Annotated in this window: 11 protein-coding genes; 5 read left to right on the top strand and 6 right to left on the bottom strand. The window is 64.8% G+C overall.

Translation table 11 applies throughout. The features are described 5' to 3' along the window. Positions 1 to 18 precede the first annotated feature (18 nt). The 6 genes from QSJ95_RS21720 to QSJ95_RS21695 form a co-directional block, all read right to left on the bottom strand. Positions 19 to 1,173 (bottom strand): ABC transporter ATP-binding protein, encoded by a 1,155-nt coding sequence (locus QSJ95_RS21720; protein WP_009613989.1) that lies wholly within the window; start codon positions 1,171 to 1,173, stop codon positions 19 to 21. 55 nt (positions 1,174 to 1,228) lie between these two features. After that, positions 1,229 to 2,302, bottom strand: coding sequence for a polyamine ABC transporter substrate-binding protein (locus tag QSJ95_RS21715; RefSeq protein ID WP_178132450.1), 1,074 nt, complete (start codon positions 2,300 to 2,302; stop codon positions 1,229 to 1,231). Between the two features lie 245 nt (positions 2,303 to 2,547). Continuing rightward, positions 2,548 to 3,648 carry a polyamine ABC transporter substrate-binding protein gene (locus tag QSJ95_RS21710; RefSeq protein WP_058070851.1) on the bottom strand — a complete coding sequence of 367 codons (1,101 nt, stop codon included), beginning with the start codon at positions 3,646 to 3,648 and terminating at the stop codon, positions 2,548 to 2,550. Positions 3,649 to 3,764: 116 nt separating this feature from the next. Beyond that, positions 3,765 to 5,129 carry an aspartate aminotransferase family protein gene (locus QSJ95_RS21705; protein WP_009613995.1) on the bottom strand — a complete coding sequence of 455 codons (1,365 nt, stop codon included), beginning with the start codon at positions 5,127 to 5,129 and terminating at the stop codon, positions 3,765 to 3,767. Positions 5,130 to 5,191: 62 nt separating this feature from the next. Beyond that, positions 5,192 to 6,550 carry a glutamine synthetase family protein gene (locus QSJ95_RS21700; protein ID WP_009613996.1) on the bottom strand — a complete coding sequence of 453 codons (1,359 nt, stop codon included), beginning with the start codon at positions 6,548 to 6,550 and terminating at the stop codon, positions 5,192 to 5,194. A gap of 42 nt (positions 6,551 to 6,592) precedes the next feature. After that, positions 6,593 to 7,345, bottom strand: coding sequence for a gamma-glutamyl-gamma-aminobutyrate hydrolase family protein (locus tag QSJ95_RS21695; protein ID WP_276216263.1), 753 nt, complete (start codon positions 7,343 to 7,345; stop codon positions 6,593 to 6,595). 277 nt (positions 7,346 to 7,622) lie between these two features. Between QSJ95_RS21695 and QSJ95_RS21690 the strand changes: the two genes are divergently transcribed. The 5 genes from QSJ95_RS21690 to aguA all read left to right on the top strand — a co-directional run bounded on the left by QSJ95_RS21690 (position 7,623) and on the right by aguA (position 13,291). Further along, positions 7,623 to 8,999, top strand: a complete 1,377-nt coding sequence (locus QSJ95_RS21690; protein ID WP_009613998.1) for a glutamine synthetase family protein — start codon at positions 7,623 to 7,625, stop codon at positions 8,997 to 8,999. Between the two features lie 163 nt (positions 9,000 to 9,162). Further along, positions 9,163 to 10,221, top strand: a complete 1,059-nt coding sequence (locus QSJ95_RS21685; RefSeq protein WP_285645235.1) for a polyamine ABC transporter substrate-binding protein — start codon at positions 9,163 to 9,165, stop codon at positions 10,219 to 10,221. Between the two features lie 91 nt (positions 10,222 to 10,312). Continuing rightward, complete coding sequence (locus QSJ95_RS21680; RefSeq protein WP_009614000.1) at positions 10,313 to 10,945, top strand: TetR/AcrR family transcriptional regulator; 633 nt, start codon at positions 10,313 to 10,315, stop codon at positions 10,943 to 10,945. A 295-nt stretch (positions 10,946 to 11,240) separates the two neighbouring features. After that, positions 11,241 to 12,122, top strand: coding sequence for an N-carbamoylputrescine amidase (gene aguB / locus QSJ95_RS21675; protein ID WP_285645233.1), 882 nt, complete (start codon positions 11,241 to 11,243; stop codon positions 12,120 to 12,122). 65 nt (positions 12,123 to 12,187) lie between these two features. Continuing rightward, entirely contained in the window at positions 12,188 to 13,291 is a 1,104-nt protein-coding gene (gene aguA / locus QSJ95_RS21670; protein WP_043317426.1) for an agmatine deiminase, read from the top strand. Positions 13,292 to 13,396: the final 105 nt, after the last annotated feature.

Here is a 13,396-nt window from a genome sequence, read left to right as displayed (position 1 = left end):
TGAGCGATTTGCTGATGTTCATGATTGCAGCACCACACCGCTGTCGTCGTACCAGCTGATGTACACCGGCTGGTCCCAGGTCGGGCGGGCCACGTGGCGCTCGGCGTTGGCCATGAAGGCCTGGACGATCATCCCCGAGGCCAGCTTGATGTAGTACACCGAGTGGCCGCCCAGGTAGGCGATGTCGTAGACGGTGCCCTGGGCCCAGTTGAAGCCTTCGTGCTCGAGGTTTTCCGGCTTCTGCGCGCTGACCATGACCTTCTCCGGACGCAGCGCGTAGGTGATGCGCTTGTCTTCGGCGCGGGTACTGATGCCGTGGCCGATGTAGATCGGGTTTTCCAGCTGCGGGCAGGCGATCACCGCGTGGTCCTGCAGGTCTTCGACCAGTTGGCCGTCGAACATGTTGACGTTGCCGATGAACTCGCAGATCAGGCGGCTGGCCGGGGTCTCGTAGATGTCCATCGGGCTGCCGATCTGCTCGATGCAGCCCAGGTGCATGATGGCGATGCGCTGGGCCATGGTCATGGCCTCTTCCTGGTCGTGGGTCACCATCACGCAGGTCACGCCGACGCGCTCGATGATCTCCACCAGTTCCAGCTGCATCTGCGAGCGCAGCTTCTTGTCCAGGGCGCCCATGGGCTCGTCGAGCAGCAGCAGCTTCGGCCGCTTGGCCAGCGAACGGGCCAGGGCCACGCGCTGGCGCTGGCCGCCGGAGAGCTGGTGCGGCTTGCGCTTGGCGTACTGGGTCATCTGCACCAGCTTGAGCATTTCCTCGACAATCTTGTCGATCTCGGCCTTGGGCAGGCCGTCCTGCTTCAGGCCGAAGGCGATGTTCTGCGCAACCGACATGTGCGGGAACAGCGCGTAGGACTGGAACATCATGTTGATCGGCCGCTCGTAGGGCGGCAGGTCGGTGATGTCCTGGCCATCCAGGAAGATGCGACCTTCGGTCGGCCGCTCGAAGCCGGCCAGCATGCGCAACAGGGTGGATTTACCGGAACCGGAACCGCCGAGCAATGCGAAGATTTCGCCCTTCTTGATGGTCAGGGAAACACTGTCCACCGCAAGGGTTTCGTCGAACTGCTTGGTGACCCGGTCGATTTTTACCAACACCTCTTTGGGCTGCTGGTCGCCCGCGAGGGCTTTCTTGTAGGCACCGGAGGCTATAGCCATTTACCACAACTCCCAACTTTTGGACGCCCGGCCCCCGCGGCCGGGCGTACTTGGATTACTTACCGGACTTGATCTTGGTCCAGGAACGGGTCATGAGGCGCAGGATCTTCGGCGGCAGCTCGTGCTGCACGAAGAGCTTGTCGAGTACTTCCTGAGGCGGGTAGACCTCGGGATTGTCGCGCACGGACTCATCCATGAATTCGCCAGCCTTGGGGTTCGGGTTGGCGTAACCGACGTAATCGCTGACCTTGGCGATCACCTCGGGCTTGAGCAGGTAGTTGATGAAGGCGTGGGCCTCCTTCGGGTTCGACGCATCCTTCGGGATGGCGAGGATGTCGAACCACAGGTTGGCGCCTTCCTTCGGAATCGCATAGGCGATGTTCACACCCTTGCCGGCTTCCTTGGCGCGGTTGGCGGCCTGGAACACGTCGCCGGAGAACCCGGCGGCGACGCAGATGTTGCCGTTGGCCAGGTCCGAGATGTACTTGGAGGAATGGAAGTAGGTGACGTAGGGGCGAACCGCCATCAACTTGGCCTCGGCCTTCTCGTAGTCGGCCGGGTTGGTGCTGTTGGGGTCCAGGCCCAGGTATTTGAGCACGGCCGGCATCATTTCGTCGCCCGAATCGAGGAAGGCGACGCCGCACTGGCTGAGCTTCTTCATGTTCTCGGGCTCGAAGAGCACGGCCCAGGAGTCGATCTTGTCGACGCCGAGCACGGCCTTGACCTTGTCGACGTTGTAGCCGATGCCGTTGGTGCCCCACAGGTAGGGCACGCCGTAGAGGTTGCCCGGGTCGTTGGCCTCGAGTTGTTTCATCAGGTGCGGGTCGAGGTTCTTCCAGTTCGGCAGCTGGCTCTTGTCCAGCTTCTGGAAGGCGCCGGCCTTGATCTGGCGGCCGAGGAAGTGGTTGGACGGCACCACGATGTCGTAGCCGGTGCGGCCGGCCAGCAGCTTGCCTTCGAGGGTTTCGTTGGAGTCGAAGACGTCGTACACCGGCTTGATGCCGGTTTCCTTCTCGAAATCGGCCAGAGTGGTCTCGCCGATGTAGTCGCTCCAGTTGTACACGTGGACGGTCGGCTCGGCCTGCGCAACGGCGGCGCCCAGGCCCAGGGTCGAGATGGCGGCGATCAGGGTTTTGCGGAAGGGAATGCGCACACGTCGGTCCTCTCTGTTGTCATGAAGCTTCTTTGTGTTGGCGTTTACAGCTTGTCCGGGCCTTCCGTGGCGCGCGCGAGCGCTTCTGCAGCCCTAGCTGCAACCAACGGCCATCCCACTGCAGATGATCCGTGCCTGCAGAGCGGTGGCGGGCCTGCGACCGCGCCGCCACCACCCTGCGCCCTGCCCGGCCGTTCGGGACGAACGACCGGGCCGGGGCGTCACTTGCCGGACTTGATGGTGGTCCAGCTGCGGGTCATCAGGCGCTGGGTCTTCGCCGGCAGGTCCGGGAAGGCGTACAGCTTCTTCATGACCGCGTCGCTCGGGTAGATGCCCGGGTCGTTACGGATTTCCTCGTTCACCAGCGGCGTGGCCGCGGAGTTGGCGTTGGGGTAGGAAACGGTATCGGAGATTTCCGCGATCACCTTCGGCTCGAGCAGGAAGTTGATCCACTTCAGAGCGCCTTCGGGGTTCTCGGCGTCCTTCGGAATGGCCACGGTGTCGAAGAAGGCGCCGGCGCCTTCCTTCGGAATGTGGTAGGCCACCTTCACCTTGTTCTTGGCTTCCACGGCGCGGGACTTGGCCTGGTAGATGTCGCCCGAGTAGCCGATGGCGACGCAGATGTTGCCGTTGGCCAGGTCCGAGATGTACTTGGAGGAGTGGAAGTAGGTGATGTACGGACGGATCTTCAGGAACAGCTCTTCGGCGGCCTTGATTTCCTTGGGATCCTGGCTGTCCGGCTTGTAGCCCAGGTAGTGCAGGGCCGCCGGGATCATCTCGGTGGGCGAGTCGAGGAAGCTCACGCCGCACTGTTTCAGCTTCTGGATGTTCTCGGGCTTGAACACCAGGTCCCAGGAATCCACCGGGGCGCCGTCGCCCAGGGCGGCCTTGACCTTGTCCGGGTTGTAGCCGATGCCGATGGTGCCCCACATGTAGGGGATGGCGAACTTGTTGCCCGGGTCGCTGACCTCGAGGGTCTTCATGATGTCCGGGTTCAGGTTCTTCCAGTTCGGCAGCTTGTCGCGGTCCAGCGGCTGGTAGACGCCGGCCTTGATCTGCTTGGCGAGGAAGGAGTTCGAGGGAACCACCACGTCGTAGCCCGACTTGCCGGCCAGCAGCTTGGCCTCCAGCACTTCGTTGCTGTCGTAGACGTCGTAGACGACCTTGATGCCGGTGGCCTTGGTGAACTCGTCGACCGTGTTCGGGGCGATGTAGTCGGACCAGTTGTAAACGTGCAGTACCTTGTCATCGGCCTGTGCCATACCGGCCACAGCGCCCGCCAGAGTCACGGCGAGCAGGGTCTTGCCGAAGGTTTTGAACATGCGGGTAGCTCCAATTGTTTTTGATGTTCCGGGTGGCGTCGGCGGCTTTCCGCCTTCACCACCCGGTGAGCCTGGCCAACGCACAGGCGCAGTCTGTCAAAGGTCCGGTGAAAGACTCAAGACAGCGCTACGGCGGCGGTTTGATCGAGGCACTTGCGCGCCAGGGTGATCAACTCGTCGATCTCCGGCTTGGTGATGACCAGCGGCGGCGAAATAATCATAGTGTCTCCCACCGCGCGCATGATCAGGCCGTTGCGGAAGCAGTGCTCGCGGCACAGCATCCCCACGCCGTTCTCGAAGCGCTCACGGGTCTTCTTGTTCTTCACCAGCTCCAGCGCGCCGACCATGCCGACGCCACGGGCCTCGCCCACCAGCGGGTGGTCGGCCAGTTCCTGCCAGCGCTTTTGCAAGTAAGGTGCCGTTTCCGCCTTCACGGTCTCGACGATCTTCTCCTCGCGCAGGATGCGGATGTTCTCCAGGGCCACTGCCGCGGCCACCGGGTGACCAGAGTAAGTGAAGCCGTGGTAGAACTCGCCACCCTCATTCAGGGTATCGACGATCTCGTCGCGGACGATTACGCCGCCCATGGGGATGTAGCCGGAAGTCAGGCCCTTGGCGATCGGCATCAGGTCCGGGGCATTGCCGTAGTACTGGCTGCCGAACCATTCGCCGGTACGGCCGAAGCCGCAGATGACTTCGTCGGCGATGAACAGGATTTCGTACTTGGCGAGGATCTCGCGGATCTTCGGCCAGTAGGTGTCCGGCGGAACGATCACGCCGCCGGCGCCCTGGATCGGCTCGGCGATGAAGGCGGCGACGTTCTCCTCGCCGACTTCGAGGATCTTCTTCTCCAGCTGCTCGGCGGCCCAGACGCCGAACTCTTCCGCCGACATGTCGCCGCCCTCGCCGTACCAGTAGGGCTGGGCGATGTGCACGATGCCCGGGATCGGCAGGTCGCCCTGGCTGTGCAGGGCCTTCATGCCGCCAAGACTGACGCCGGCGACGGTGGAGCCGTGGTAGCCGTTCCAGCGGCCGATGACCACCTTCTTCTGCGGCTTGCCCTTGATCGACCAGTAGTGGCGGACCATGCGCAGCACGGTGTCGTTGGACTCCGAGCCGGAACCGGTGAAGAACACGTGGTTCATGCCTTCGGGAGCGATGTCGGCGATGGCCTTGGCCAGTTCCAGCGCCGGCGGGTGCGCGGTCTGGAAGAACAGGTTGTAGTAGGGCAGCTCGAGCATCTGCTTGTAGGCGACCTCGGCAAGCTCCTTGCGACCATAGCCGACGTTCATGCACCACAGGCCGGCCATGCCATCGAGGATCTTGTTGCCCTCGCTATCCCACAGGTACACGCCTTCGGCCTTGGTGATGATGCGCGCACCCTTCTCGTTCAGTTGCTTGTAGTCGGTGAACGGAGCCAGGTGGTGTTCGCGGCTGAGCGCCTGCCAATGTTGGGTCTGGGCGCTGGTCTGTTTCGTCATTTTGGTAAAACCTCTCTGTAATGAACACGGGGCCCGGCCGGCAGGGCCGGGCCCCACGCCGATCAGACGGACAGCAGGAGGAACTCCCGCTCCCAGGAACTGATCACCCGCTTGAAGTTCTCGTGCTCGGCGCGTTTCACCGCGACGTAGCCGCGGATGAACTTGCTGCCCAGGTACTGTTCAAGGGTCTTGCTGCCTTCCATGGTTTCCAGTGCCGCCTCGATGGTCAGCGGCAGGCGCAGGTTACGTCGTTCGTAGCCGCGGCCCTTGACCTGGGCACTGGGTTTGATGCCTTCGACCATGCCGATGTAGCCGCACAGCAGGCTGGCGGCCAGGGCCAGGTAGGGGTTGGCGTCGGCGCCGGCCAGGCGGTTTTCCACGCGGCGGTTCTCCGGGTTGGAGTCCGGCACGCGCAGGCCCACGGTGCGGTTCTCCTCGCCCCACTCGACGTTCACCGGCGCCGAGGTGTCGGGCAGGAAGCGGCGGAACGAGTTGACGTTCGGGGCGAACAGCGGCAGGGCCTCGGGGATGAAGCGCTGCAGGCCGCCGACGTGGTGCAGGAACAGCTCGCTCATGGTGCCGTCGGCATTGGAGAAGATGTTCTTGCCGGTCTTGATGTCGACGATGCTCTGGTGCAGGTGCATGGCGCTGCCCGGCTCGCCGGTCATCGGCTTGGCCATGAAGGTCGCGGCCACGTTGTGCTTGAGCGCGGCCTCGCGCATGGTGCGCTTGAACACCAATATCTGGTCGGCCAGGTCGAGGGCGTCACCGTGACGGAAGTTGATTTCCATCTGCGCGGTGCCTTCCTCGTGGATCAGCGTGTCCAGGTCCAGGCCCTGGGCCTCGCACCAGTCGTACATGTCCTCGAACAGCGGGTCGAATTCGTTCGCCGCATCGATGGAGAAGGACTGGCGGCCGGTTTCCTGGCGCCCGGAACGGCCCACGGGGGCCTGCAGCGGGTAGTCGGGGTCGTCGCTGCGCTTGGTCAGGTAGAACTCCATCTCCGGCGCCACGATCGGCTTCCAGCCCTTGTCGGCGTAGAGCTTGAGCACGCGCTTGAGAATGTTGCGCGGCGACAGCTCGATGGGGTTGCCGAGCTTGTCGTAGGTGTCGTGGATGACCATCGCGGTGGGCTCGATGGCCCAGGGGACGAGGAACACGGCATTCTCGTCCGGGCGGCAGACCATGTCGATGTCGGCCGGGTCCAGCAGGTCGTAGTAGATGTCGTCCTCGACGTAATCACCGGTCACGGTCTGCAGGAGCACGGACTCCGGCAGGCGCATGCCCTTCTCGTTGAGGAACTTGTTGGTCGGCGCGATCTTGCCCCGGGCAATCCCGGTCAGGTCGGCGATCATGCATTCCACTTCGGTGATCTTGCGTTCCTTCAGCCAGCCGGTCAGCTGGTCTAGCTTGGTAGTCATAAAGACCTCAGGGTTTTGAGAGCCCGGCCCCAACCGCCGGACTCAACGTTGCCTCGCCCTCTTGCCGCAGGCTTTGCCGAATGCCTGGAAGATGGCGAGATAGTTGGGATTGGATCGGACCTGCCACTCCGGGTGCCACTGCACACCGAGGGCGAAGGCCCTGGCGCCTTCTACGGAGAAGGCCTCGACCAACCCGTCAGGCGCCAGTGCTTCTACGCGAAGGCCCGGCGCCAGACGTGCAACGCCTTGGCCATGAATGGAATTGACCTGGATCTGCGCCGGCAAGCCGATGCCGGCCAGAATGCCGCCCGGCTGCACGTCGACGACGTGGCGCGGGGCGTACTGCACCTCGACCGGCTGGTTGGCCGGCTCGCGGTGGTCCATGAAGCCTGGAGTTTCGTGCACCTTCTGGTGCAGCGTGCCGCCTAGAGCCACGTTGATCTCCTGGAACCCGCGGCAGATGCCGAGCAACGGCACGCCGGCGGCGATCGCAGCGCGAATGAGCGGCAGTGTAGTAGCGTCACGGGCGATGTCATGCAAAGTGCCTGCATCGCTCTCGGGACCACTATAATGATGGGGCTCGACGTTCGACGGTGATCCGCTGAACAGCAGCCCATCGAGGCTGGAGAGCAAGGTGTCCTGGTCAAGCGATTCGCCCAGGGCTGGAATGATCAGCGGTAGACCATTGGCCCCGGCCACCACGGCACTGACGTATTTGTCACCGACGGTATGGCTGGGTTTATGACCGACTTGCCTGACGCAGGCGGTCACGCCGATTAACGGCAGGCGAGACATGGGACACCCGTGCTTGTAAGTGTTATGGGTTGCGACCGAGCTTAGCGCTGTTCATTTTTTTACACAATAGTCCTGTAAAAAATTGCACACGCCTCTCTGAACATCCCATGGCAGCACGCTTTCACGGCCCCTGAGACAAGCCGAAACGCCCCAGAAATGGCCGCCTTGCACCATCAGGGGGCAGGAAGTGGCGCTATTGACATCAACAGGCCTTTCGGATTGACTCACAGCCTAGCCCCCGCATGATTGATATTTTTAACAATAAAGGTGTTGCACCATGTCGGTACCCCCGAGTGCCGTTCCGCTCTCAGAAGCGACCGAGTTCCTCAAGGAACACCCCGAGGTCCAGTTCGTCGACCTCCTTATTGCAGATATGAATGGCGTGGTTCGCGGCAAGCGCATCGAGCGCAGCAACCTGCCGAAAGTCTACGAGAAAGGCATCAACCTCCCCGCCTCGCTGTTCGCCCTCGACATCACCGGCTCCACCGTTGAAAGCACCGGCCTGGGCCTGGATATCGGCGACGCCGACCGTGTCTGCTATCCCATCCCCAACACCATCGCCATGGAACCCTGGCAGAAGCGTCCGACCGCGCAACTGCTGATGACCATGCATGAAATGGAAGGCGAGCCGTTCTTCGCCGACCCACGCGAGGTACTGCGCCAGGTCGTCCAGAAGTTCACCGACATGGGCCTGTCCATCGTCGCGGCCTTCGAGCTGGAGTTCTACCTGATCGACCAGGAGAACGTGAACGGCCGTCCGCAGCCGCCGCGCTCGCCCATCTCCGGCAAGCGCCCGCAATCGGTGCAGGTCTACTCCATCGACGACCTCGACGAGTACGCCGACTGCCTGCAGGACATCATCGACGGCGCCCGCGCCCAGGGCATCCCGGCCGACGCCATCGTCAAGGAGAGCGCCCCGGCGCAGTTCGAGGTCAACCTCCACCACGTCAACGACGCGCTCAAGGCCTGCGACTACGCGGTGCTGCTCAAGCGCCTGATCAAGAACGTGGCATACGACCATGAAATGGACTCGACCTTCATGGCCAAGCCCTACCCGGGCCAGGCCGGCAACGGTCTGCACGTCCACGTGTCGCTGCTGGACAAGGATGGCAAGAACATCTTCGCCAGCGAGGATCCCGAGCAGAACGCCGCGTTGCGTCACGCGATCGGCGGTGTGCTCGAGACCCTGCCCGCCTCCATGGCCTTCCTCTGCCCGAACGTCAACTCCTACCGCCGCTTCGGCTCGGCCTTCTTCGTGCCGAACGCGCCGAGCTGGGGCCTGGACAACCGCACCGTGGCGCTGCGCGTGCCCACCGGCGCGCCGGAAGCGGTGCGCCTGGAACACCGCGTGGCCGGTGCCGACGCCAACCCCTACCTGCTGCTGGCCGCGGTCCTCGCCGGCGTCCACCACGGCCTGGTCAACAAGGTCGAGCCGGGCGCGCCGATCGAAGGCAACGCCTACGATCAGCTGGAGCAGAGCCTGCCGAACAACCTGCGCGATGCCCTGCGCGAGCTGGACGACAGCGACGTGATGAACAAGTACATCAGCCCCGAGTACATCGACATCTTCGTCGCGTGCAAGGAACACGAGATGCAGGAGTTCGAGTATTCGATCTCCGACCTCGAGTACAACTGGTACCTGCACACCGTATAAGCAACACCCCAGGCGACGCCGGCCCCGCGCCGGCGTTCGTCTGACCGCCCTGCCCGCCGGGCGGGCGCCCCGCCGTACCCTGCTCTGCCGCACCACGCTGCAACCAAGCCCCCGGGATGGCCGCCGGCCGTCCATGCTGTGCCTTGACATAGGGAGAATGCCAATGCCACGCCTGCTCGCCCCGCTGTTGCTGCTGCTCTGCCCGCTGTTCGTCCAGGCCGAGGACGTCATCCGCGTCTACAACTGGAACGACTACATCGCCCCGGAAGCGCTCAAGGACTTCGAGAAGGCCAGCGGCGTCCGCGTCGAGTACCACACCTACAGCACCGCCGAAGAACTCAAGCAGGCGCTGCGCTCCGGCGAGAAGATCGACGTCGCCGTCCCCTCCCACAACGACCTGCCGCAGCTGATCAAGGACAAGCTGATCCAGCCGCTGGACTTCACCCGCCTGCCCAACCGCAGCCACCTCGACCCGCAGCTGATGAGCAAGCTGGCCGCCGTCGACCCCGACAACCGCCACGCCGTGCCCTACCTGTGGGGCGCCGTGGGCCTGGCGGTGAACCAGCCGCAGGCCGAGAAGGCCCTGGGCGGGCCGGTGCCGGACAGCTGGAGCCTGCTGTTCGACCCGCAATACAGCGCGCGCCTGAAGAGCTGCGGGCTGAGCCTGCTGGACGCGCCCGACGAGACCTTCTCGGTGCTGATGAACTACCAGGGGCGCAACTTCGCCCGCAGCGCGCCGACGCAAATCCGCCGCGCCGGCCAGGTGCTCGAGGCGCTGCGCCCGAACCTGCGCTACATCGACAGCGAGCGCTACATCCAGGACCTCAACGACGGCAAGCTGTGCGTGGCCATGGCCTGGGTCGGCGACGCCCTGCATGCGGCCCGCGCCGGGCAGCCGGTGCACTTCATGGTGCCGCAGGAGGGCTCGGTGCTGTTCATCGACAACCTGGTGGTGCCCAGCAGCGCCCAGCATCCGGACCTGGCCCTGCGCTTCATCGACTTCATGCTGCAGCCGAAGGTCGCCGCCCAGGTCACCGCCGCCACCCTCTACCCCAACGCCAACGTCGACGCCGCGGCCTTCCTCGACGCCGAGCTGCGCCAGCAGCCAGGCCTGTACCCGGACCAGGAGACCAAGCGCCGCCTGTTCGCCCTGGAAACCGCCCCGGAGAAGACCGCGCCGGTGTTCAAGGAAACCTGGGACAAGCTGCTGGCCGACCACTGACGGCCAGCGGCGCGCCGCGCGCCAGGGCCTGCGAACTTGCTCCGGACGCATGAGCTGGCGTCCAATAGCCCGCTCATGCCTGGAGAACCCCATGCCCGCCCCCACCAGCTCCCGCAAGCCCCGCGCCAGCAGCCAGGCGCGCATCGCCAGCATCCTCGACGCCGCCCGCGCGCTGCTCGCCGAAGACGGCACCGCCGGCCTGTCGATCTACGCCGTGGCGGAGCGGGCGGACATACCGCCGTCCTCGGTCTACCACTTCTTCCCCAGCGTGCCGGCGCTGCTGCAGGCGCTGACCGGCGAGGTCCACGCCGCCTTCCGCGCCTGCCTGGCGGCGCCGGTGGACCACGACGCCCTGCGCGACTGGCGCGACCTCTCGCGGCTGGTGGAGGAACGCATGCTCGCCGTCTACGCCGGCGACGCCGCGGCGCGCCAGCTGATCCTCGCCAGCCACGGCCTGGCCGAGGTGACCCTCGCCGACCGCCAGCACGACATGGAGCTGGGCCGCTCCATGCAGGCCCTGTTCGACCACCACTTCCACCTGCCCGAACTGCCCCGGGACATCGAAGTGTTCAGCCTGGCCATGGAACTGGGCGACCGCGTCTACGCCCTCTCGGTGCAACGCCACGGGCGCATAGAACCGCGCCTGGCCGAGGAAGGGATGCGGGTGTTCGATGCCTATCTGTCGCTGTATCTGCCGCCCTTCCTACCTAAACGGCAGCTGTAAGCGGCACGGGCTCTTCGTAGGAGCGAGCTTGCTCGCGAACATCGCGGTGCCAGGGCGTTCGCGAGCAAGCTCGCTCCTCCAGTCCCTTCTTGCCCGCAGCCTTAAGTCCGATATTTATCTGTCTTTTTATCGGATTCGATGCCGCGATAGAGAAATACCGCTTCAAAAGTCGATTTTTATCGGATATAAATCGCCCCAGCGCCGCGAAAGACGTCGACCTCACGCCTTCTCGCAGCACCCCACGGCCGCCGCCCAACCCGGAAGGCCGATAAGTATCCGAATAAAAAGGTGTTCCATGACCCGTACCGTCACCGTCGCCGCCACCCAGATGGCGTGCTCCTGGGATGTCCAGGCCAACATCGCCAACGCCGAGAAGCTGGTGCGCCAGGCGGCCGCCCAGGGCGCGCAGATCATCCTGATCCAGGAACTGTTCGAGACCCCCTACTTCTGCCAGAAGCCCAACGCCGACTACACCCAGCTGGCCACCCCGGTGGAAGAGAACCCGGCGATCCTGCACTTCCAGAAGGTCGCCGCCGAGCTGAAAGTCGTGCTGCCGATCAGTTTCTTCGAACGCGCCGGCCGCGCGCGCTTCAACAGCATCGCCATCATCGACGCCGACGGCAGCAACCTGGGCGTCTACCGCAAGAGCCACATCCCCGACGGCCCCGGCTACCACGAGAAGTACTACTTCAACCCCGGCGACACCGGCTTCAAGGTCTGGGACACCGCCTACGCGCGCATCGGCGTCGGCATCTGCTGGGACCAGTGGTTCCCCGAGTGCGCCCGCAGCATGGCGCTGATGGGCGCTGAGGTGCTGTTCTACCCGACCGCCATCGGCAGCGAGCCGCACGACGCCAGCATCACCTCCCGCGACCACTGGCAGCGCGTGCAGCAGGGCCATGCCGGCGCCAACCTGATGCCGCTGGTGGCCTCCAACCGCATCGGCAAGGAAGAGCAGGACGGCTACGACATCACCTTCTACGGCTCCTCCTTCATCGCCGATCAATTCGGCAAGAAGGTCCAGGAACTGAACGAGACCGAGGAAGGCATCCTGCTGCACAGCTTCGATCTGGACGCCCTGGAGAAAGTCCGCACCGCCTGGGGTGTGTTCCGCGACCGCCGTCCGAACCTATACTGGCCGATCGCGACCCTCGACGGAGAGAACCTCTCCGAATGACCTCGCGCGGCGGGAGGCGATCCCTTCCGCCGCTTCGTCCGTAGCTGCCCGCATCTGGTGACCCCATGACCACTCTGACCAGTACCCCCCGCGCCGATGGCTTCCGCATGCCGGCGGAATGGGAACCCCACACCCAGACCTGGATGGTCTGGCCCGAGCGCCCGGACAACTGGCGCCTGGGCGGCAAGCCGGCGCAGGCCGCCTTCAGCGCCGTGGCCGAGGCCATCGCGCGCTTCGAGCCGGTCACCGTCTGCGTTTCCGCCGCGCAGTTCGAGAACGCCCGCGCGCGCCTGAGCGACGCCGTCCGGGTGATCGAGATCAGCAACGACGACGCCTGGGTGCGCGACACCGGGCCGACCTTCGTGGTCGACGACCAGGGCGGCGTGCGCGGCGTGGACTGGACCTTCAACGCCTGGGGCGGCCTCGACGGCGGCCTTTACTTCCCCTGGCTGCGCGACGACCAGGTGGCGGCGAAGATCCTCCAGGTCGAGCGCTGCGATCGCTACCGCACCGAAGGCTTCGTGCTCGAGGGCGGCTCCATCCACGTGGATGGCGAAGGCACCCTGATCACCACCGAGGAATGCCTGCTCAACCGCAACCGCAACCCGCACCTGTCCCGCGAGGAGATCGAGCAGGTCCTGCGCGAGCACCTGGCGGTGGACAGTGTGATCTGGCTGCCGGACGGCCTGTACAACGACGAGACCAACGGCCACGTCGACAACTTCTGCTGCTACGTGCGCCCCGGCGAAGTGCTGCTGGCCTGGACCGAGGACGCCAACGACCCCAACTACCCGCGCTGCCAGGCCGCCATGCGCGTGCTGGAGCAGGCCCGCGACGCCAAGGGCCGCCAGCTGGTGGTGCACAAGATGCCGATCCCCGGCCCGCTGCACGCCACCGAGGAAGAGTGCGCCGGCGTCGACCTGGTGGAAGGCAGCCAGGAGCGCGATCCGTCGATCCGCCTGGCCGGCTCCTACGTGAACTTCCTGATCGTCAACGGCGGCATCGTCGCGCCGAGCTTCGACGACCCGAAGGACGCCGAGGCCAAGGCCATCCTCCAGCGCGTGTTCCCCGAGCACGAAGTGGTGATGGTGCCGGGCCGGGAAATCCTCCTGGGCGGCGGCAACATCCACTGCATCACCCAGCAGCAACCGGCGCCGCAGAAACGCTGAGCCGGTAGCCAACGAAAAGGCCGTCTGCCCGCGGGGGGAGACGGCCTTTTTCATCGCCGGCCGGATCGCGGATAAGATCCGCTACGCCGCAGGCGAGCCTGGCTT

Source organism: Pseudomonas sp. NBRC 100443 (assembly GCF_030268185.1).
Taxonomy (GTDB): Bacteria; Pseudomonadota; Gammaproteobacteria; order Pseudomonadales; family Pseudomonadaceae; genus Pseudomonas; species Pseudomonas citronellolis.
Note: the sequence above shows the minus strand (reverse complement) of the source record. Positions and strands in the feature narration are given on the sequence as shown.